The 22,924-nt window shown below is 49.5% G+C and carries 15 protein-coding genes; 6 read left to right on the top strand and 9 right to left on the bottom strand.

Annotated elements, in window-relative coordinates; all coding sequences use genetic code 11:
• The first annotated feature begins 3 nt into the window (after window positions 1–3).
• The 3 genes from PAE68_RS18835 (at window position 4) to PAE68_RS18825 (ending at window position 5,108) form a co-directional block, all read left to right on the top strand.
• Window positions 4–1,722 (top strand): nuclease-related domain-containing DEAD/DEAH box helicase, encoded by a 1,719-nt coding sequence (locus tag PAE68_RS18835; protein WP_281889545.1) that lies wholly within the window; start codon window positions 4–6, stop codon window positions 1,720–1,722.
• 298 nt (window positions 1,723–2,020) lie between these two features.
• Window positions 2,021–3,955 carry an AAA family ATPase gene (locus PAE68_RS18830; protein ID WP_281889543.1) on the top strand — a complete coding sequence of 645 codons (1,935 nt, stop codon included), beginning with the start codon at window positions 2,021–2,023 and terminating at the stop codon, window positions 3,953–3,955.
• Window positions 3,948–5,108 carry a hypothetical protein gene (locus tag PAE68_RS18825; RefSeq protein WP_281889540.1) on the top strand — a complete coding sequence of 387 codons (1,161 nt, stop codon included), beginning with the start codon at window positions 3,948–3,950 and terminating at the stop codon, window positions 5,106–5,108. The genes PAE68_RS18830 and PAE68_RS18825 overlap by 8 nt, the downstream gene beginning before the upstream one ends.
• A 597-nt stretch (window positions 5,109–5,705) precedes the next feature.
• Here the strand turns inward: PAE68_RS18825 and PAE68_RS18820 are convergent.
• The 6 genes from PAE68_RS18820 to PAE68_RS18795 form a co-directional block, all read right to left on the bottom strand.
• The gene (locus PAE68_RS18820; protein ID WP_281889539.1) at window positions 5,706–6,563 is read right to left on the bottom strand and encodes a methyl-accepting chemotaxis protein; all 858 of its coding nucleotides are present in this window, start codon (window positions 6,561–6,563) and stop codon (window positions 5,706–5,708) included.
• Between the two features lie 271 nt (window positions 6,564–6,834).
• The gene (locus tag PAE68_RS18815; protein ID WP_281889537.1) at window positions 6,835–9,816 is read right to left on the bottom strand and encodes an EAL domain-containing protein; all 2,982 of its coding nucleotides are present in this window, start codon (window positions 9,814–9,816) and stop codon (window positions 6,835–6,837) included.
• Between the two features lie 170 nt (window positions 9,817–9,986).
• Window positions 9,987–10,658, bottom strand: a complete 672-nt coding sequence (locus tag PAE68_RS18810; protein WP_281889536.1) for a hypothetical protein — start codon at window positions 10,656–10,658, stop codon at window positions 9,987–9,989.
• A gap of 395 nt (window positions 10,659–11,053) precedes the next feature.
• On the bottom strand, window positions 11,054–11,725 hold the full coding sequence (locus PAE68_RS18805; RefSeq protein ID WP_281889534.1) for a hypothetical protein: 672 nt from the start codon (window positions 11,723–11,725) through the stop codon (window positions 11,054–11,056).
• 372 nt (window positions 11,726–12,097) lie between these two features.
• Window positions 12,098–12,769 (bottom strand): hypothetical protein, encoded by a 672-nt coding sequence (locus PAE68_RS18800; protein WP_281889532.1) that lies wholly within the window; start codon window positions 12,767–12,769, stop codon window positions 12,098–12,100.
• A 145-nt stretch (window positions 12,770–12,914) separates the two neighbouring features.
• Complete coding sequence (locus PAE68_RS18795) at window positions 12,915–14,321, bottom strand: sensor domain-containing diguanylate cyclase (RefSeq protein WP_281889531.1); 1,407 nt, start codon at window positions 14,319–14,321, stop codon at window positions 12,915–12,917.
• A 392-nt stretch (window positions 14,322–14,713) separates the two neighbouring features.
• Here PAE68_RS18795 and PAE68_RS18790 point away from each other — a divergent pair, with 392 nt between their 5' ends.
• Window positions 14,714–16,939 (top strand): ATP-dependent helicase, encoded by a 2,226-nt coding sequence (locus PAE68_RS18790; RefSeq protein WP_397379520.1) that lies wholly within the window; start codon window positions 14,714–14,716, stop codon window positions 16,937–16,939.
• A gap of 137 nt (window positions 16,940–17,076) precedes the next feature.
• The gene (locus PAE68_RS18785; protein WP_281889525.1) at window positions 17,077–17,202 is read left to right on the top strand and encodes a sporulation protein YjcZ; all 126 of its coding nucleotides are present in this window, start codon (window positions 17,077–17,079) and stop codon (window positions 17,200–17,202) included.
• Window positions 17,203–17,309: 107 nt separating this feature from the next.
• Here PAE68_RS18785 and PAE68_RS18780 read toward each other — a convergent pair whose 3' ends face one another.
• Window positions 17,310–17,759, bottom strand: coding sequence for a hypothetical protein (locus tag PAE68_RS18780; protein ID WP_281889523.1), 450 nt, complete (start codon window positions 17,757–17,759; stop codon window positions 17,310–17,312).
• A 333-nt stretch (window positions 17,760–18,092) separates the two neighbouring features.
• Between PAE68_RS18780 and pckA the strand changes: the two genes are divergently transcribed.
• Window positions 18,093–19,682 (top strand): phosphoenolpyruvate carboxykinase (ATP), encoded by a 1,590-nt coding sequence (pckA, locus tag PAE68_RS18775; RefSeq protein ID WP_281889521.1) that lies wholly within the window; start codon window positions 18,093–18,095, stop codon window positions 19,680–19,682.
• Window positions 19,683–19,771: 89 nt separating this feature from the next.
• Here the strand turns inward: pckA and PAE68_RS18770 are convergent, their stop codons facing one another.
• Together PAE68_RS18770 and PAE68_RS18765 are read right to left on the bottom strand one after the other, a co-directional pair.
• Window positions 19,772–21,061 (bottom strand): response regulator transcription factor, encoded by a 1,290-nt coding sequence (locus PAE68_RS18770; RefSeq protein ID WP_281889519.1) that lies wholly within the window; start codon window positions 21,059–21,061, stop codon window positions 19,772–19,774.
• Window positions 21,058–22,827, bottom strand: coding sequence for a sensor histidine kinase (locus tag PAE68_RS18765; protein ID WP_281889517.1), 1,770 nt, complete (start codon window positions 22,825–22,827; stop codon window positions 21,058–21,060). The genes PAE68_RS18770 and PAE68_RS18765 overlap by 4 nt, the downstream gene beginning before the upstream one ends.
• Window positions 22,828–22,924: the final 97 nt, after the last annotated feature.

Raw genomic sequence — 22,924 nt, 5'->3', positions numbered from 1 at the left:
TAAATGGCTAATATGATACCGGATTTGACTGAATCACAACTTTCTGAGATTGAATCAAAAGCTGAGGTTCAGGTATATAAAGCTTTAAAAGAAGGATTACCTAATAGTTATTTTGTTTTTTCTCAAGTTGCATGGATTCTTAAACGAGAAAATGATGAAGCAAAAGATGGAGAAACTGATTTTGTTATTGTGCATCCTAATTTTGGATACTTGTGTATAGAAGTAAAGGGTGGGGGGCTTTCTTTTGACGCTGCTACTAATCAATGGTTCTCTACAGATCGTTACGGACAGAAAAATTTAATAAAAGATCCAATAAGGCAAGCACTAAAAGCAAAGTATTCTATCCGAACAAAACTTTTTGAAACCGAAGAGTGGAAACTATTTGGAGTCAAAAAAATCACCTACGGACATGCAGTGTTTTTCCCGGATATTAGGGATTCAAAACTTTTAGAGAGGCCAGACATGCCGGCAGTTTTAATTGGAACAAATAATCACTTAACGGATATAAAAAAGTGGGTAGAAGGTTGTGTGGATTTTTGGACTGATGATGATCAAATGACAACTCCTATTGGGCATAAGGGGCTAGATATCTTTAAAAAGGTTTTCGCAAAATCATTCTTTATCACCCCCCTAATCTCAAACAGTTTAAAAACTGAAGAAGAAGCAAGGATACTCCTAACAAACGAACAAGTTAAGTTGTTGGATATATTAAGGAAGAAACGACGGGTTGTAGTTAGTGGTGGTGCAGGAACTGGGAAAACTATACTTGCTGTGGAAAAGGCGAAACGATTAGCTAGCGAAGGGTTTTCAACACTATTAACATGTTATAATCGTCCACTTGCAGACCATTTGTCTGAAATCTGTAAAAATACTAATGGATTAACTGTTATGAGCTTTCATCAACTTTGTCATACAAAGATCAAAGAAGCAAAAGAAATGAGCGGTATTGACTTATTAGAGGATGCAAAAAAAACATATCCTGGTGAAGATGAGTTCGATGTGCAACTTCCAAATGCTCTTGCATGCTCTCTGGATATTATTGCTGATAGATATGATGCAATAGTATGTGATGAGGGCCAAGACTTTAGAGAAGAATACTGGTTGCCCCTTGAATTAATGCTGTCTGATGAAAAGTCTAGTCCTTTCTATATCTTTTATGATGATAATCAAAATCTATATTCCCGTGTGAGTACATTCCCAATAGGTGAAGATGAAATATATCCACTTTCAAGAAACTGTAGAAACACTGTTCAAATTCATAAGGCTTCATATAGATATTATAATGGTGACCCCGTTGAACATTCTAATTTAGATGGATTAGAACCGCAGTTTGAAGTTGCAATGAATATAAATAATCAAGCGAACAAGATTCATTCTAGAATTCAAAAATTATTATTAGAGGAGCAGGTTGACTCTAGTAAAATTGCAATATTAATTGTAGATGCTAAAAACAAAAGGGGATATTTACAAGCTCTTGAGAAACAGCCGCTACCCAGAGGACATCACTTTTCAGATATTGAACAAAGGAATGATAGTTCAGTGTTAGTAACAACAGTTAATAGATTTAAGGGATTAGAGTCTGAGATAGTTTTTTTATGGGGAATGGATTCTATTGATATTCAGGAACACAGAGAACAATTATATGTTGGCTTAAGTCGAGCGAAGTCTATACTGGTTATTTTTGGAAATAAACAAACCTGTTCATATTTTCAAACTGAATAATTTTCATTTCTCAAATGAGTACCTTTTGGGAGGTGTTCATTTTGCGTACAAATCTATCTAAAAGGAGTATAAAGATGTTTTTATTATTCCTTAAAACAACGAATGATTTGAAGAACTAACCTGTAGAATGGGGTCGAACAAGGGAGATGACTTAGAACTTGCGTTTTTCGGGGAAGATAGCAAACGGAATCCGATAGATTGACTTTTTAGTGACTGACAGCAATTGTCAGCCTACTTTTTGTGTCTTATAATGATGTTATTTGTCAAGCAGGCATGCCCTCCAAAGGAGTAGAAGAACATGCACCCGACTTTAGCGTATCTTTACATTCACGAAATCGGCAGATGCTTCCGGCAGCAGCAGTTTACTTTCACAAACGATTTCCGCATCAACTATGACCATCATCATAGGAAGTTGAGCCTTACGAAGAATAGGACTAATCCGTACGCTGGATTATGGGGAGACCATATAAGCAATATCAACCTTATTGTCGGAAAGAACGGTTCGGGTAAGTCAACGGTGCTGGATCTGCTAGGCATGAAACAGTATCAGAGAAATCAATTTTTCGAACATGCCCAATGGTTTGCTGTTTATCATCTCGAAGATGATACATTTGTCATCGAGGGCCGGAATCCTGGTTTACTGGAGAATGTTGCGCGAGTTTTACCGGAGGGAATCACGGATTATAGCGTGTGCATCTCTTTCAGTTATGAGCGGCAGCAAATAACCGTTCAGGGAAACACCTCGGGTGAATTTCATGACGGCCGCCGAACGGCTGAAAACGAAAGACTTATTTACTTGTACCAATCGAAGGCTCCCACACGGAGCTGGTTCCGGCAGGTAAAGGATATAGGGGCACAGGATACGTTTATCGGCTATCAACGCGTATATTTGGACAATACGTTATTTGCCGGCATTTATCGGTTCATGAGTGCGGAATACAAGAAGTTGGAGAACGTATTTACGATCGATAGAGCGGTTTGCGAGTTTCGAAGGCGCGATAAGATTTTCCCGGACTTTACAACACAAGAGGATAAGCTTGAGATGCTTGGCTTCCGGTTCTATCAAGGCAAAGGTAACGTTTTATTTTTCGAGAACGATAAGTTACCTATATTGCCTAAGAAGAAAAGGCAACCCAGCCCATGGAGTCTCAAGGACAGGTTTATCATTTCCTACCTGGAAGCTGTCGTTATGGATCTGTGGCTTAATTCCCTGCTAGGCGATCTTAGCAAAGAGGAGGAGCAGGAATACATCGATCGGATCAACGGAATCGCATATGATACGGATGATTATTCGACCCGAATCAAGTATCTTTTCGATTTACTGGACTTGTTGGGGGAGTGGCTACTTCCGAAGCTGCAGGAAAAAGAAGGCATTAATTTCGACCCCAACATTTACAAAGCAATGAAGGTTGCGTTCGAAGAGCTAGAGGCCACCTATTATATATCCGGTGCGGAAGTGGTGGTCCTTGTCAGCACGGGTATGGATGACGCTGTTCACGAGCTGCTCCTCTTATATGACCGATTCATCAATAAGTACGGGCTTCGGCGTTCCTTGGACGTTTCGTTCAGGCACATGAGCAGCGGCGAGCTTGAGTTTATTCATAGTTTTGTCAGCGTGTACGGGGCGATACAAGTCGCCATCAATCATGAGCAAGTGAATACGATATTACTGCTGTTGGACGAGCCGGACGCCTCCTTCCATCCCGAGTGGTCGAGGCGCTATATCCACTATTTGACGGAATGCATACGCCTTGCTGAGCTTAACGAAGGCATCAAATTTCAAGTTGTGATAGCCACGCATTCTCCATTTATCGTCTCGGACATTCCTAAGGAGCATATTACTTGTATCAATGTGTCGCATGACTTGAAGAGAATCGTAAAAAAAGCCGACTTCGGATTAATGGGCAACTTTTACGATATCGTCAAAAACGATTTTTTCCTCGATTCGCCCGTAGGCGAGTTTGCTAAGGGCTTGTTCAAGCGCACCATGGAACGGATCAACGAGTGGAGAGAGTACGATGGGACGGAAATCGAACGGGTAAGCGGCTTGATCTCAGCTATTGACGAGCCGGTGATCCGATCGAGGCTGCGGGAGCGGCTAGAGGACAGAGCGGCGGAGCTCGCGGTTCGACAGGAAGAGTTTGCGTCTCAACGGGAGTTGGAGGACAAGATCGTCAGGATGGAAAAGGAATTGGCCGCACTGAAGAAGCGGAGGGAACGTTCTCGTGATTAAGTTGGATCCAACCAATATAACCAGGCAGGTTACCGAATACCTGAATGAGATGAAGAATATAATTAAGCGCGGTTACCTGGAAGAGTGTGCCTCACCAAGTCCTGCTATAAATCCGTTCACCGGGCGGCGCGTTACTGAGCTCTTCGAGAGAGGGAGCGCATTGGACGAGACGCTGCTGGAAACGCTGTTAACCGGAACCTTCAGCGATATGACATCCAGATATGCGGATCTCCAGGATTACATCCAGACGTGTGGGCTGGTCTATTACAGCTCCTTTAAGATTCATTATGAGTTAGATAAGCTAGGACTCCCTAGGACGCAAAGAGAGCGGGAAAGATTTCGCGAACGGTATGCAGCTCGCTACTCATCGAGTTGGTTCGACCGGATCAAGGCGGCCCATCCTAATTATATGGAAAACGATGAGTATTTTGATGCATTCACCGATGCCGTGGAAGCCGATTTGATTAAGCTGAATGAGGGGATTGGGCGGATCGTCAATTATAGCATGCTGCCGGACGAACAGAGGCATAGCATTATGAATCGTATGGGGGTTGAGGTATGCCCATACTGCAATAGGCAGTACATCACGCAATATCATGACGGAATCAAGTTCAAAACGACGGCGGACCTAGATCATTTTTATCCGAAATCGGTCTTTATGCTGCTCTCGTTATCGTTGTTCAATTTTGTCCCTTCCTGCCATATTTGCAATTCACGCTGCAAGCTCGCTAAAGGCGTCGAGATTTTGTATCCGTATGATCGGGGCTTTATGGATGACGCCCGCTTCAAATATGTATTAGCGGCCGGAGCTTCGATTGATTCGATTATCGGAGGCAATACGGATTTTGATATTGAGATAGAAATGAGCGGAACGGGAGCGCTCCACCGGATACTACAGAACGGCGTCGACATGTTCAAGCTGGAGAAGCTGTATCAAAGCCACAAGGAATGCGTCCGGGAGATTTTATACAAAAAACAGGCCTATGGCAAAGCTTATCAGGACGATCTGCAGAAACTGCTGGAGCAGATGGGGCTGGATCAATTAACGCAGCATGAAATGAATCTGTTCCAATACGGCTACACTCTCGATCCCGAGGACTTCGGCAAAAGACCGCTATCCAAGCTGGCTTACGATGTGATCCGACAAATGTAGAATTGACCAGGAAAGTGAATCGGACAGGCAGATTGGACTTGCAGCGGTGTGGCTAACAAGACGGTTTGAGTTCTTTTCACTGATATCTACATATAAAGCCTATGACTATGAGACGAACTAAAATATAATGTGGATCTGATGATGCATTTTTGGATTTCCGTTTTTCGGAAAGGAGGCGGAAATCGTCTGAGAAAAGCGAGGATATCCACATAGGTGATCAGAATTTCTTATATCAAATATTTCTCTAAATGCGCCGCGGTTATGCTGAACGTTGATTGTCTAAAAAAATCATATAAAAACAAGTGGTTAATCTCATCGAACGATATAAACTGTCTCAAGCAAATCTTATAAAAACTGCCTTAAATGAGCTTTTTTTGTCTCAACTGATCTTATAACTCACATGTAGCCAAGCAAATAAATTCGTCAGAGCGTAAACAAAGTCATGTAAGAAACACTTTTCTGCATGGTAATTGGGGCCTCGATAGTTCCAATTGTAGTCATTCTCAAACTATACAAAGGCTGGAACCTGGTTGACGCTTGCCCAACCATTGCTCCAGCCTATTTCTCTGCTTATTCGAAATCAGCTTTACTTTCAAATCAAATATTGGAAGCTAAGTGATCCGTCGTAACTGCGATATGATCGTAGGCTTTCTTCAGCTCACTAATCGCTTGTGAGTTCACCGAAATCTTCTTCGTTACATCGTCTATACGTTTTGTCATCGAAATAACAGAATGGGTTACTTCATTTAATTGAGCAGACATCTCCTCTGCTGATTGTTTACTGGAGTCTGCCATTTTTCTAACTTCAACTGCAACAACCTCGAAGCCTCGACCATGCTCACCAGCTCTTGCAGCTTCGATTGCTGCATTAAGTCCGAGTAAGTGGGATTGGGAAGCGATGTCTTTTACTACAGAGATTATAGACTGAACACTGTGAATATGAGCGCTCACTTTTCCCGATTCAGCGTTTAATGTATTCATATCCTTCACTATACGCTGGGATGAATCCAATACGTCATCTGTATTCGCGGTCATTTCCTGCACCATCGCCATAAGCTCCGAGGTGCTATGCTGAAGAAGCTGCTCACGCTCGGTAATGTCAGTTGCTACTTTGACGATTGCTTCTACACGGTCATCTTCATATACCGGCATGTAGCTAGCCTCTAAAGATATAGTGTTTCCGTTTTTTGTGAGCCGTACAATCTTGTCCTGGAAAGCCTTCCCCTGACGTAACCCCGCCCAAAGGTCTTGATAAGCCTGACTTGAGGCGAACTCCGGCAAACAGAACTTGCTATGATGCATGCTTAACAGTTCATCCTTTGTGTAGCCCATAGGAATAGCAAAATTCTCATTTACCCATATGACATGCCCTTGTGTATCAAAAACAATCATAGCAAGATGTTCTTGAATAGTTGATAGAATGGCTAATTGGTTGATTGTTACAATAGTTTGCACCCACTATTCCCCTTCCAGCTCTGTAAATAGGACTTTAGCTTTATTATATACCCACCACTTGAAACATTTTTGAAACAGGAGTTCCTACATCAAAGATGGGGAAAGGAAAGTTACGTGAACAAATATGGTAAATGCAGGAGCTGTTTTTTGATGATCATCTTCGTAATATGGAATTTCACTGAAAATCATGGTGGATGTGGAAGTTAGCTCAATAAACAGCGGCAGTCAAGGACTTGTACCATTGTCCAGAACTGTCGCTGTTCGTCATACCTTACCCCCGTCCCCGCAAAAACTCCACCAGCTCCGCATAAGGCATCGGCCGGCTGATGTAATACCCCTGCGCCATGTGGCAGCGCTGCTTCTTCGCGAACTCGAGCTGCTCGTCGGTCTCGATTCCTTCGACACAGCTATCCAGCTTCAGATCATCAATCAAGTTCTGGATCGTCGTAAAGATGGCGCGGCTAATCTCGTTGTGCGAGATGTCCCGCACGAACATCTGATCGATCTTAATCATATCGAGCGGCAGCGTCTTGACGAACGATAAGGACGAGTTGCCGATGCCGAAGTCGTCGAGCGCGATGCGGATACCGAGCTGGCGCAAGGCGTTCAGCTGCTCGGCTGACGTGCTCCACTGCTGGACCGCTATCCGCTCGGTAATCTCGAGGCACAGCTGCTCTGGCGCTAGCCCGGTCTGCTGCACGATCGTTGAGATGCTATCCGCGAAATGTGGCTCGGCCAGGTGCAGAGCGGATATGTTAACCGAAATCTTGAGCGCCCCGAAGCCTTGCTCCAGCAGCAGCTTCGTGTCCTCGCACGCTCGGCGCACGATCCATTCGCTGATCGGAATGATCAGCCGCGTCTCCTCGGCAAGCGGAATGAAATCGAGCGGCGATACACGTCCGAACACGGGCGACACCCACCGGATCAGCGCTTCGATGCCGACGATGGCATTCGTATGCATATCGATTTGCGGCTGGTAGTGAAGCTCGAATTGCTTAGCCTCGAGTGCGCCGTGCAAGCAGCTCTCCATAGTTAGCTTCTGCATCGAATTCAAGCTCATGCTCGGATGGTAGATACGGTATCGGTTTTTGCCTGCTTCCTTCGCTTGGTACATTGCCAGATCGGCGTTCTGGATGAGCTGCTCACGGTTATTGCCATGCTCCGGGTAGAAGCAGATCCCCATGCTCGGAGTGGCGTACACCGTATGCCCATTAATCTCCTGCGGCGCATTGAGCGCCCTTAAGATGCGGGTTGCCAGCTGCTCCGGGTGCTGGGCATTGTCGAGTCTCGTACAGACGATGATGAATTCGTCGCCGCCCAGTCGGGCCACGATCTCTGAGGGTCCCGCCGCCGTCTGCAGGAGCGACGCAACCTGCCGCAGCAGCTCGTCTCCGACGAGATGCCCCATGCTGTCGTTGATCACCTTGAATCGATCCAGGTCGAGCATAATGAGGGCAGCGCGTTCCTCCTTCATCGTCAGCTCGGCGATGCGCTCGTAGATGAAGCGGCGGTTCGCCAGCTGCGTAAGCGTATCGGTGTACGCCATCCGATGAATTTGCTCCTCTGCTCGCTTGCGGGCTGTAATATCGACGATTGAACCGATCATGCGAAAAGGTGTATCGTGCGAGTCCTTGATCGCCTCGCCCGCCGCTTGAATCCAGATCTGCTCGGTCTCGTTCTTCAGCATGCGGAACTCGATCTGGAACGGCGCGCCGTGCTCGTAATGATTCTGCAATGCATCACATAGCGCGGGAACATCGTCGGGGTGTACACGCTCGATGAATTCATCGGCGCCCATCTCGAGCTCCTCACGTTGCAGGATGTGATGAATTTGCTTATTCCACACCATCCGCCCCGTCGTCAGATCCCAATCGAATATGCCGTCATTGGTCGTGTTGGACACAATTTCCAGACGATTCTCTCGCTCGCGCGCTTCCTCATGCAGCATCTCCCTCTCCAGTGCATAGGCGAGCAGGTTGATTGGATGTGTGATGGAGTGGACGAACGGTCCGAGGCTTCGCGTCAGCTGCACATCGAAGAAGTCCCCGATCAGCACAAGGAAGCCAATGTCACGATTCGCCGTCTTCAACGATTGAATGGTCATCATTTCCCCATCCTGAAGGAGTTCATGCAGCATAGGAGGAGGGAAGGCAAGCTCCTCGTACACGTCCCCGATGACTAGCATCGGGTGCGGCTTCGTGCTGTACACGTTATCGACAACAAGACGTCCGTCACGAGTCCACAATGCAACGCAGCCCCACGTATAGGTGGTGTACGTGAGCCAGTCCAGACTGCGCAATGTATCATTGTTAACTTGAATCAGATTGTGCCCGATGTTTTGGTTGCGCCTTACAATATCGGTTAAATATTCAACAACCTTCAGATTTTCATGGTAAAGCGTTTCCATATCTGGACTCGGCTCTTCTGGCTGACACCCACAGGAGCGCCTTGTTACAAGCTGAATCGGCTGGACTATCGTATAGGTTGAGGGGGGTTCCGGATGTTCGATCTGGCTAACTAGATGCTGCAGCATACATTGGCCCCTCGAGAACAATGGCTGCGCAACGGAGGAGAGCGAGAACCGCTTGGCATATTCGGTGTTATCGAAGCTGAATAGCGCTACATCCTCAGGCACTCGAATGCCGAATGTGTTGAACGATTGCAAAATCCCGATCGCCATCATATCCGAGCTAACGATACAAGCAGTGAAGCACAGTCCCCGTTCCTTCATCTGACTGGCTAGCGCCTCTCCGTGCTTTTCCCATAGGTTCGGCGTTTGGTAAATGAGATTAGGATTGATTGGAATGCCATGCTCCTCGAGTGCGCGCAAGTAGCCCTGGTATCGCAGCACGCTCTCCTCATTACTGGTGCTATATACGAAGGCGATGTCGCGGTGCCCGTGCGCAAGCATATGTAACGTGGCCTCGTAGCCGCCCTGTTCGTTACTGACGGTATACGTAACAGCGGATTGTATGCCTAGGTCATCCGGTGTGCATATGACGGGCTTGCCTGTTTGTTCAATGTGCTTCTTGTAAGCGGGTTCCTGCACGGCATTCAATATGATGATCCAGCCATCTATGCGGTCGAATGCCAAGTAACGATTGTATTCAATTTCGTTGTTGTTGTGACATGTACGGAATACGATCAGATCGGTGCGCAGCTCTGCAGCCGCTTGATATATACCTTGCAGCATGCCGTTAAAGTAGAAACCTTCTATCAGCGGGGTCAAAATTCCAATTGTCCGTTTCGCCATACATTAACACCTCTTGCTGGCTGGGAATTATACCTGTTCTCTCCTGATGCGTGTTAGCGACTTCGATATATATACATATTCGATGTTGATACTAAAATCCCCTTCGAGCTCGAAGGGGATAATTTTGGACTAGCAATTATTAGCTGGACAAGCAGTTGCGACAGTTGCAACTAGGCTTCCTGCAGTTCTTTCTGATAAGTGAGTCGAATGAGCATGAAAAGTGCGACCGCTATGATCGGAACAACGATCGTAACGGATTCATGGTGACGCCAGACCCAGTTGAAGGCGAGAACAATTAAGACCGATGAGATAATTGAAGCGCCAATAATCAACTTATCCAGAGGAGAGGACTTCTGGGCAATAACGCGATTGTTGGTCGGAATGACGATGGATGTGAACCCGTATCGGCCTCTATGCAGAATATAACTAGTAAGAAAACAGACGGCGTGGGTGAATGCTTGGAGCATGTACGCGTCTGCTCCTGTACTCTTAGCTATGGTAGACAGCTCAAACAGTTGTAGAGGTGTAAGTAGTATGAAGGTTAGGTTAACGACAAGTACTAAGAACAGCGCGCCGACCGCTGTCATCGCAGCCGCTTCATGCCAACGAACTTTAACTAGAAGCCTAAGCATGACAATAATTAAAAGATGCTGAGCCGGCAAGTCCCATTGTTGAATATGGAGCACTATTCGGTTCAAGTAGGATAGCAGCGAAGCTGACCCTGCGATAATGAGAATGGAGCCTAAATAAGGGCGAAGTGGAAACCGAAATACTTTGAGCGCGACTGTTAAAATAACAATAATATCAAGTGCACCAAGAATGAGGTAAAGTAGCTGATTCATAAGGTGAGCATCTCCAATATTCGTTTCTAACTAAGAGGGTACCACATTTTTCGCGGAACTGCTGTGATTTTATAGGTAGTTAGAATCATAAGTTTTTGATAAAAATCGACATTCGATGCTTTTCGACGGTTGGGTGATAAACTGTGGGCATGACCAGATCGGTGCGCAGCTCCGCAGCCGCATTTCTGGAATATCTGAAAGCAATATCGTGTAATATTTAAATAACAATAGTGATGCTCGATGTAGATACGAAATCCCCTTCGAGCTCGAAGGGGATACATCTGATCTAACAGTTGCAATTGACTTGACAACTGAGTCCAGAGAAAAATCTGGACTAACAGTTGCAAGTGACTTGACAACTGAGTCCAGAGAAAGGTCTGGACTAACAGTTGCAATTAGGATTCCTGCAGTTCTTTCTGATACGTAAGTCGAATGAGAATGAAAAGTGCGACCGCTATGATCGGCATCACGATCGTGATGGATTCATGGTGACGCCAGACCCAGTTGAAGGCGAGAACAATTAAGACCGATGAGATAATTGAAGCGCCAGTGATCAACTTATCCAGAGGAGAGGACTTCTGGGCAATCACGTGATTGTTGGTCGGAATGACGATAGAAGTGAACCCGTATCGGCCTCTATGCAGAATATAACTAGTAAGAAAGCAGACGGCCTGGATGAATGCTTGGAACAAGTATATGTCTGCTCCTGTACTCCTAACTATGTCAGACTGCTCAAACAGTTGCAGAGGTGTAAGTAGTATGAAGGTTAGATTAACGACAAGTACTAAGAACACGAAGCCGACCGCTGTCATTGCAGCTGATTCATGCCAACGAACGCGAACAAGCAGCCGAAGCAGAACGATGAATAAGATGATCTGAGACAGCATGTCCCATTGTGGGATATGGAGCACTAATCGGTTCAAGCAGGATAGCAGCGAAGCTGACACGGCGATAATGAGAATGGGGCCTAAATACGGGCGAAGTGGAAACCGAAATACTGTAAGCGCGATGGTTAAGGCAGCAATAGCATCAAGTGCACCAAGAATGAAGAAAAGTAGATGATTCATGAGGCGAGCATCTCCAGAATTCGTTTTTATCTAATAGTTTACCACATTTTTCGTGTATGTGTTGTGATTATATAGGTAATGAGAACTTAAAATGTACATTAAAACCTATTATTCGACTTTATTCAACAGTTCTGTACTAAACTGTGCACATGCAAATGAGCAGTGTTCAAGATCACGAGACTACATACTCTGAGCCGTAGATCGATACGATGAGGGTGGCGAGCATTATAAAAGCTAAGATGTCGGCGACCATGAAGCGATTGCTGGAGAAGTCGGATTTGATATAGAAAAAGACTGGAAGATGCTCGGAAGAAGCTCTGAGTGTCTTTCAGTCTTTTTTGAAATAGTAATCGCAGTATGGAATGGCTCAAGCTAGTGCTGTTGCAGCTCCTTCTGGTAGGACATTCTGATGAGAATGATCAGTGCTGCTGCAATAGATGGAATAACGATGATGACGGAATAAAAATTGACCATGATCCAATTGATGCCGAGCACGATGAGGAGGGAAGAGATAACAGCTGCGCCTGTGATCAGCCTATCTAGAGCGGAAGTCTTATGCATCACGATCTTGTTGGTGGTCGGAATGACGATGGATGTGAAGCCGTACCTCCTGAGGTGGAGGAAGTAGCAGGTAAGAAAGCAGGCGGCCTCGGAGGTGATCTGAATCAGGTGGACGCCTAGACCTATATTATCGTTTGCAATTGATGGATCAAATATCTTCAGAGCTACTAAGGTTGCATAGGCGGTACAGCTTATAAGTGAAATAAACAATGTCCCGACGGTCGCAATCGTAGCGGCTTCATGCCAATGGACCTTCAACAACAGTCTTAATAATACAATGAACAGGATAAGCTGGGCAAGTAAGTCCCATTCCGGAATCAGAAGCACCATTCGGTTCGTGTAGGACAGCAGCGAGGCACAGACTGCAATGACCACCAGTGAGCCGATGTAGGTGCGCAGTGGAAATCGAAAAGCTTTTAGCGCGAGCGTCAGGAGTGCAAGGACATCCAATGCTCCAAGAATGAAATATAGCAGCTGGTCCATGGGGAATACAACTCCGAATCCAGTATGTTTATATATAGCTTACCATATATTTACCATCTGCAAAACGGCTGCTTTACAGCAGTAATGAATGCCAAAAGGACTCCGCTGCGGTCGTACCGCTTTGGAATCCTTTATAACGTTACGTCTATTCCCGAATCGGCTGCCCATCGAACAAGCAATAGCCGTTCTTCCCGTTCGCCTTCGCTTCGTACATCGCGATATCCGCATAGCGGATCAGATCCTCCAGCTCCAGCGAGTCTCCTTGCCGCACATTGCATATGCCGATGCTGGCCGAGATCTGCGCCTTCGTCTGCTTAAGCGACATGGGCTTATTCAAGGCGGATACAAGTCGGGCAGCCAGCTGCTCGGCCGCCTGCTCATGACCGTCGTGCGGCAGCAGCAGTAGAAATTCGTCTCCACCCATGCGAGCGAGCGTACAATGCTCGGGAGCAGTGTCCCGCAGTCGATCAGCTACACGCTGCAGCAGCTCATCGCCAGTCGAGTGCCCGTACGTATCGTTGACCCACTTGAATTGATCCAGGTCGATCAAGAGCACAGCGAAGCCGGCGGTCTGTTCCTTCTCATGGGCCTGCAGCTGATCGCCCAGCACCTCGTACAATCGTCTGCGGTTGACAAGACCTGTCAATGAATCCTGATAAGCGAGCTCGTACAGCTTGCGTTCATATTCCTTCTGCCCACTCAGATCCTTAACGGTAAAATACGTCCATGTCCGTCCCTCTACATCGATGTAAGCGGAGCTGAATTCGATGTCGTACGTCTCGCCCTTGTGATTGTCCAGCTGAGCCTGCATATGCAACGGCTCCGTGCTGGATAACGCCGACATAATACGTTGCACGATCTCTTGATCGTGAATGGTGACGTAATGGAAGACGGGCTTTCCTTTCCATGCATGATCTCCAGTCAATGCCAGCAGCTGCTTCGCGCTCGAGTTCATCTCGACAAGCTCCAGCCTGTCATTCAGAAGGAAGATAGCGTCGGTTGAGGAGCTGAACAACAGCTCATACCGCTTGGAGGCGGTAGATAGGAAGTCGTAATTGACCATGGCGACTCGCAGGAAGAAGGCGAACATGACGACGCAATATGAAGTGAATACAGAGTACGGGAATAGTGGATTGTTGACGAACATAGGCTTGATGAGCAGTTCGGACAACAGTACCCAAGGACCGACGAGGATGCTGCCGATCATGATCAGCTTAAGACGCTGCAGCTCTTGCCTGCTGAATTGCCGCTTCTTCGCCTGTCGATAGGCGCGCGTAATATGGAAGAGGAACCAAGACAGCGTATAGGCGATAATCACGACGATCAGATACCCATAGAGCGGGCTGAATGGTCGCTCACGCTGGTAAGCGGTACCGGGATGGTGCAATTCCAGCATGGGAATAGGTACGAGCAGCGGAACGATGCCAACGAGCGGGATGAGCGCGATGAGATGCTGGGACAATGAACGACCGGAATAAGACTTGCGCACGAAGTAAAAAAAATAAAAGCCGCTCGACATAATAGCGAAGGCGGTAATTAATCGCAGCTTCATTCCTGTCATCGCTTCCTGCTCAGGGAATACATCACTTACGAAGCCGCCGAGAAACAAGAGACTGAATAGACCAATCAAGACAGCTGTTATACAATGCAGACGGTTGCGGGGGTCGCGAACATACACCTCGGCCGCCATATACGTTAAGAAGGCAAATGGAACTAAGTCATAGATGATGTAGTAGTATATGCGAATCAGCCCCAGACAAGCGGAAATTTGATTACGTATGTAGATACTTCGACACGAATTGACATATTCCTTCTATTTGTTATTTGGAAAGGGAGAGAAGCGGCGCGTCAATCTCTTCTACTTTTTTCCTCCTGCATAATGACTGGTCGCCCTGTGCTATAATGACAGAAGCTTTGGTCGTATGGAGGCTTGACCGTATGGAGATGGATCATTTTTTGGAACGGAAAAAGCAGGAGCTCGGCGTTAGCCTTAATGATGTGCAGAAGCAGGCGGTGCTGCAGACCGAAGGACCGCTGCTGCTGCTCGCTTCCCCCGGCTCGGGGAAGACGACGACGCTGATCATGCGCATCGGCGCCTTGATCGAGGTGAAGGGAATACACCCTTCGCGCATTAAGGCGGTGACGTTCAGCCGGGCTGCGGCCTCAGATATGAAGGCGCGATACGAGCGCTTCTTCCCGCAGCTGCCACCTGTGCAGTTCTCGACGATACATAGTCTGGCGTATGAGGTGATGCGTGAGCATTACCGCCGGACGGGGACGGCCTATCAGATCATTGAGGGGGAGCTGGACCTCGAGGATCAGGAGACGATCGACTGGGATGCGAATCCGCCCTTGCACAAGAAGCTTATTCTACGTAAGCTGTTCGCCTCGATCACTGGAGATACCATCACCGATGATCAGATGGACGAGCTGACGACCTATATCAGCTATGTGAAAAATAAACTGCTGCCACGCGATCGCTGGGAGCTCGTCCCGTGCAGCGTCCCGCATGCGGTGCGCATTCTAGATGAATATGAGGCGTACAAGCGTTCGGGAACTGCGAACCTGCTCATCGACTTCGACGATATGCTGACGATCGGCCATACGGTGTTGGAGGAGCAGCCGGAGCTGCTGCGCAAATACCAGCGCAGGTACGATTATGTGCTGACCGACGAGAGTCAGGATACGTCGCTCGTGCAGCATGCGATCATCGAGAAGCTCGCGCGGCAGCACGGCAACCTGTGCGTCGTGGCCGATGACGACCAGTCGATCTACAGCTGGCGCGGTGCCGAGCCGTCCTACTTGCTCGAGTTCAAGCAGGTGTACCCGCAGGCGACGATCCTCTATATGGAGCAGAATTACCGCTCGACCCAAGACATCGTACACGTCGCGGCGCAGTTCATCAAGCGCAATCAGGATCGGTACGATAAGAGCATGTTCACGCTGAATGGCAAGCACGAGCCGATATCGATTCGGAGCTTGGCCGATTACAAGCTGCAGGCGAAGTATGTGGTGCAGCAGATTCAGAAGTGCAGCAGGCTGTCGGAGATCGCGGTGCTGTATCGGAACAATTCGTCGTCGATCGGATTGATGAACGAATTTGATCGCGCGGGCATTCCCTTCTATATGAAGGATGCGGATAACCGGTTTTTCTCCCACTGGGTGGTGGAGGACATCTTGAACTTCATGCGGATGACGTTCACGGATAAGCGGACAGAGCTGCTGGAGAAAATTCATCTGAAGCTGAGCGGTTACATTAGCAAGCAGCAGATGGCGGCGGTCAAGCAGATTCAGAACAATGAGTCGGTGTTCGACAACCTGCTGCAGCATGTGAAGCTGCACGATTACCAGGTGAAGCTGATCGAGGAGTGTCGAGATACGCTGCGCGAGATGAAGGGGATGCCGCCACAGCAGGCGATCAAGGTGATTCGCAGCCGACTCGGCTACGAGAAGGCGATCGAGAAGATGTGCGACCGTCTCGGCTTCCGCAAGGAGTACCTGATCGGCATACTGAACACGCTGGAGGAGATTGCGGATTCACTTGCGACGATGGAGGATTTTGCCGCGAGGCTGAAATATCTGGAGTCTGTGCTGCGGGGAGCGAGACATCGTAAGGGGCAGAACGCGGTGACGTTCTCAACGCTCCATAGTGCGAAGGGGCTGGAGTTCGAGCAGGTGTATATGATAGATCTGATCGACGGCATCCTGCCGTCCAAGGACGATGTGAAGGCGAAGGAGAGCAAGGCGCTGCTCGAGGAGGCCACTCGGCTGTTCTATGTCGGCATGACGCGTGCGAAGAAGTGTCTCGAGCTGATCACGTACAGCCAGCGCGATGGGGAGAAGACGGTGGAGTCCGAGTTCGTCGCGGATGTGCGCCGTATTATGAATCCAGAGCCGAAGTCACAGACGAGTCTGAAATCGAGGCAAGTGTTTAGCAAGGAGTCTGTTCAGCGTAACCCGAATGCGATACGCGAGCTCGCCGAGCTGGCGCCGGGCAAGCGGGTGAAGCATCGCGTATTCGGGATCGGCTCGATTGAGAAGCGTACCGTGGACCGGGTGTATGTGCAGTTTCCTGCCGGGGTGAAGGTGCTGCTCATCGAGACGTGTCTGGAGATGGGGCTGCTCGAGTCTGCTGAGACGGACGTGTCATCAATGGCTGTGTCAGGTTGAACGCTGTGACAGGATGAACGAGCATACCGCTTACGAGACATTCGCCCTTACCGATGCGGACAGCGCGACATATAGTGATATCAGGAAGTGCAGCAGACGCTGTGACTTTCACAAATCTATAATGGAGCGTGATATTCATGGCATATGCAGGTGCAGGTGTAGGTGCTGGAGTAGGTGCGGGTGCAGGTATGTGGACGTCGACAGGTGCGATCCTGGTATTGTTCATCCTGCTGGTTATCGTCTCCCGTACGGTATTGGTGTAAGGGTACAAGAAGGTCCGACTTATTAGCGGATGAACGACAGGCTGCCGGAGCGACCCGGCAGCCTATTTGGGTTGGTGCTAGAAGCAGTGATGAATCGGTTGCTTCGCTTAGTACGGGAATAAGTATGGGAATCCGATGTAGTAAGGCGTCTCTGTATCGTACGTTCCGCCAATCGGGAAGACGAGCACCGTGTACTTTTTGCCAGCAACGAGATTAGCGTTCATCGTCACATAGTTGCCGTAGGACTGCTTGTACGCGAGCGGAGTGCCACTGCCGTACTCGTAGATGCCGATCGCATAGTTTTTGCCGTAGGGCGGGAGGAACCACATCTCTTGGTTCATCGTCTTCGGCGAGACGAAGGTGATGAAGTCGATGTCGCTGCTGTATTGAATATAAGAGGTCCACACGTTCTGGGACATCTGGTACGTCGTCGATTCGGCGTTGTTCGCAGGCTCAAGAATATCTTGCTCGGCAGGCATCGCGAGCGCGGAGGATGCAGCAAGCATGGAGGCGATAAGTGTTACTCCAGTTAATTTTAGAAATTTACGTGTGAACATCGGTAAATCCTCCTCAATTGGAAATGAACTTATCGGAAAGGAATGAGCTTCCGGTAGATGCTGGCCAGCGATCTATAACAAACTATACCATTATATCCCATAAATTGTATAGAGTAATTTACAGTAAAAAACTTTTATTTACAAAATTTATATAATAGAGGTGTTGGATTACACGAAATGTCGCAAACTCTCGTGATCACAATGATTTATATGACCAATATCAATCAATTTATTGTAAAGCTGAGTCTTTATATGTTATACATTATTTATAAATAAGACACACTATTAAATTGGCTGGTTTCACTACCATTTCACGAACAAGGAGAGATGACCATGAGCTTGAGGCATGCTAACGGATTGACGCTGGATCACATCATTCGCTCGGACCGTGCTTCTATTCAGCTAAGCGTTCCGCAGTTGATCGAGGCCGCCTTGTATCGTCGGGAAGGAAGCTTAACCGATTCCGGTGCGCTTCAAGTGACGACGGGTACCTATACCGGACGCTCTCCTAAGGATAAATACATCGTTCGTGACTCGATAACAGCATCTCATGTCGCATGGGGAAGCACGAATCAGCCGATGACGACGGAGCAATTCGGACGGTTATATCGGAAAGCGCTTCAATATTTGGAGCAGCGGGAGCTGTTCGTATTCGACGGCTATGCCGGAGCCGATGCCGCCTATAGGCTGCCGGTCCGCGTCGTGAGTGAATATGCGTGGCACAATCTGTTCGCGCAGCAGCTGTTCATTAAGCCGATGCAGGAGGAACTCCGCTCGCACAAGCCTGCGTTCACGGTTATATCCGCTCCCGGCTTCAAGGCGGACCCGGCAGAGGACGGAACGAACTCGGAGGTCGTCGTGGCGATCTCGTTCGAGGAGCGGGTGGTGCTGATCGGCGGCACGGAATATGCGGGCGAGATGAAGAAATCGATATTCAGCGTGTTGAACTATTTGCTACCGTTCCAGGACGTCTTCCCGATGCACTGCTCGGCGAATATCGGAGCGGATGGTGACACGGCGTTGTTCTTCGGCTTGTCAGGCACAGGGAAGACGACGCTGTCGGCCGACCCGAACCGGAGCCTGATCGGGGATGACGAGCACGGCTGGTCACCGCAGGGCGTATTCAACTTCGAGGGAGGCTGCTACGCGAAGTGCGCCGACCTAGCGCCTGAGAAGGAGCCCGAGATCTGGCAGGCGATTCGGTTCGGCACCGTGCTCGAGAACGTCGTGCTGGATAGCAAGACGCACGTACCGGATTATGCTGACAAGACGTTGACGGAGAATACGCGCGCAGCGTATCCGATCGACTTCATTCCGAACGCGATGATTCCCGGCGTAGGCGGTCATCCGAAGACGATTATCTTCCTCACTGCTGACGCGTCGGGGGTGCTGCCCCCGATCGCAAGGCTGACGAAGGAGCAGGCGATGTACTACTTCTTGTCTGGCTATACGTCGAAGCTCGCTGGCACTGAGCGCGGGGTGACGCAGCCGGTAGCCACGTTCTCGACCTGCTTCGGAGCGCCGTTCCTGCCGCTTCAGCCGACCGTCTATGCGGAGCTGCTCGGTCAGCGTCTTGATGAGCATCGCGCGCAGGTGTATCTGGTAAACACTGGCTGGACGAGTGGTCCCTATGGCACGGGCAGCCGTATGAAGCTCAGCTACACGCGGGCGATGGTGAAGGCTGCGCTGGCTGGAGCTCTGGCGGATGTGACCGTGACAGCCGACCCGATCTTCGGCGTTCTCGTACCCGATTATATCCCGGGTGTACCGAATGAAGTGCTCGTCCCGCGCCATACGTGGCCGGATGCCAAGGCGTATGAGGCGGCGGCTCAAGAGCTGGCCCAGCAGTTCAGCCGCAACTTCGAGAAGTTCTCAGACGTGGCTGACAATATTCGGGCGGCCGGGCCGAGGGTGAGTGGGTAGGTGGGATGCCGAGTACGAGGTATACGAAGCGTGAGTTGAACAAGCGGCCTACCGGAGTGCTCCGGGGCCGCTTTTTGCCATTGCCACATTTACTCCGACCGATTGCGGAATTCAGTAGGCGCCACATGGGCGTATTTACGGAAAATTTTCGAGAAATATTTATAATCCGGAATCCCCACACTCCTCGCAATATCCTGAACCTGCATCGACGTATCGGTGAGCAACAGCTTCGCCTGCTGAACACGGTAGATGGTCAAATATTCCGAGAAGTTGAACCCGACGACCTTCTTGAACAGATGGCTGAAATAGCTGGGGCTGATGCCGATCTGCTCGCAGACGTCAGTGAGCGACAGCGCTTCGTTGTAGTGCTCGGAGATGTAATCGAGCGCACGCTGCATATCCTCACGGGCAATCGGCTCAGTGATCAGGGCGTCCGGCATCGTGTGACTGGCGAGCACGGACTCCGCTGCCTCCACCGCATGATGGACGGCCGCTGCGAAGCCATTCTTCGCTACAACGGAATAGCTGCTGTCCGCAACTACCGTGACCGAGAAGGGCAAGTACGTGCGCACACTCTGCTCGATCCTGGTTGTCAAGGAAGACACCGCTTGGCGCATCGCTTCGGACTGAACCGCTTCCTCGCTCCAATGACAGAGCAGTACGATATCCTGCTCATTCTTGGGTAGTACGCTTGCACGAGTGTAGGCATGGGCAAGCTCCTCAGCCATCTGGGACAGTGCATATTTCAATAGTGCGATATCCTTCGGAGGGAACATCGAGACGAGAGAGTCGTATCGATCGATCCGGATGAGCAGGACGGACAGCGCATAACTAGGGCGCGGCATGCCCATATAGTCGAATTTCTCATGAATCGCCTGCTCCGAGTACGGGACTTCATTCAGCAGCTCCTGTAAGAAATGTTGTCGAAGCACCCCCAGATGCTGCTGATAATGGTGCCGTTGCCGAATCTCCTCCGATTGTCTATGCTCCTGCGCCATAATCTCACGCCTCGCTCGCTCCAGCAAGCCCAGCAGCTCCTGATGGTCGGAGGTGACCTTCAAGAGATAGCCGATCGCTCCGAACTGCATAGCCTGTCTAGCGAATTCAAACTCCTGATAGTTCGATAACAGGATGACCTTAATGTGCGGGTATAGCTCCTTCAGTCTCTGCGTCAGCTCCAGCCCGTCCATACGGGGCATGACGATATCGGTAATGACGATGTGCACAGGCTGCTCGCTGCAGATGCGCAGCGCCTTCTCCCCGTCTCCTGCCGTACCGATGAGCTGGTAGCCGTGCTCGCGGAAGGGGAAGGTGCTGATCAGTCGCTCCCGAGCCAGCGGCTCATCATCGACAATAATCATATTCAGCTCATGACTCATGGTGTGTGCTCCTCTCCGACCTCGATGAATATAGCGGGATACCGAATGTCTACTCGAGTCCCTTTCCCTAGCTCGCTACGTATGCGCAGACCGAACGCCGCTCCGTCATGCAGCTGCAGTCGTTCATGGACGTTCCGCAGACCGATTGAGTTGAAGCCGCTAAGCCGCTTGCGGGGCTCCGAAGCCTGTGACGGGCTGTCCTGCGGGGACAGCAGCTTGTCCACAGCTTCAGGCGGCATGCCGCAGCCGTTATCCTCTACATAGAGCAGTAGGCTCCCGTCCTCAAGAAGCGTGCCGCCGACGGTAATGAGGCCTGGCTCCGCTTGATCCTCCTGTATACCGTGGAAGATCGCATTCTCGACGATCGGCTGGAGTGTCATTCGGAGAATGCGATAGCGATACAGCTCCTGTGGAATCATATATTGCACCCGGAATATACCGGAATAGCGTATCGATTGGAGCTCGACATATTGCTGTAGCGCAGCCAGCTCCTGCGCAATGGTCGTCCACTCCTTGTCCTTGTTGAGCGTATGCTGGAACAGCCGAACGAGTGACGTGATGACGACCGGAATCTGTTCCGTTCGCTTCAGATCGAGCAATGAGGTGATCGAATTGAGCGTATTGAACAGAAAGTGCGGGTTAATCTGATACTGCAGCGCCTTCAGCTGGAAGTGCTTCTTCTGTACCTCGATGCGTGTCTTCTCCTCGATCAATGCTTCAATGCGATCCAGCATACGATTGAATGCCTCGTTCAACGTATGGAATTCATCCCGTCGCTGCAGTCTCACTCTTGCCTGAAGATTTCCTCTCTGAATATGCTGCGTCTGGCGCACGAGCATACGGATCGGCTTATTAATATATCGGGCAAGCTGATACGAATACAGCAGCATGACGAGCGCGAACACAAGGGTGAACAGGAGCGTTCCCTGCTGCAGCGCACGGATCTTCGCCAGGAAATGCTGCTCCTCGGTAAAGTAAACTAGCGTCCAGTCCTGGAAGCCGACCGCGCTCTTGACAGCGAGATAGCGGCTGTCCTCGGTTGCAATCGTCTCGGAGGCTGTTGGGCGTGAGCGAAGCCACTCATTGAGCTCCGGCCGCAATGAATTGTACGCCTGCTGATGCAGCTTCAGCTGGCTAACGAGCGGGACCAGCTCTCGGTTGAGCAGCAGCATCGAGATGTCGGGGTCTCGGTTCCACTTCGTGAGCTCATCTGCGAGCCGAGCTAAGTCCAGCTCAGCGGCAAGCACGCCGATCCGCCCCGTGGTGCTCACGATAGACGTCGAGATCGTCATCGTCGCCCCGCGCTGAGCCTTCATGTAAGGACCTGTGGGCACTAGATCTCTTGCGGAGTCCACTGTCTCATTGTAGACGCTGCGGTGATGCGCACTCCATTCCTCCGGCCTCTGCTGCGTCGCGTACTTCATGCCGTCCGGAGTGAGCAGGTACCATGCTGCCCATTGCGAATGAGGAGGATATACCTGCTGATCGGCCCAAGTCTGCAGCGCATCGGGTGAGAAGTCGTCGGATGTCAGCTCATAGGACATATTGCTGAAGGCGTAGCGCCATTGCAGGATGGAATCGTTAATGAGCTCATCGGTGCGGCTGACGAGCGCATTGATCTTGTCGTGCTCATTGTTCGTTAAGGTCTGAATCGAGTAGCTGTAGGCGATCGACCCTAATACGAAGACGACAGCGAACGGGATGAGGCTGCTCGCTACAAATATTTTGAAGCCAATCTGATTCCATAATAGAGAGATCCGACTCATCTTCCTCCACTCCTATTCGTCGGTGATGCCAGCTGTTCTGATTCACACTATACAAGCACAGAGGGCGAGGATCAATTCCCGATCCGACATTCATAAA

It is taken from the genome of Paenibacillus sp. YYML68, assembly GCF_027923405.1.
Lineage (GTDB): Bacteria > Bacillota > Bacilli > Paenibacillales > NBRC-103111 > Paenibacillus_G.
Note: the sequence above shows the minus strand (reverse complement) of the source record. Positions and strands in the feature narration are given on the sequence as shown.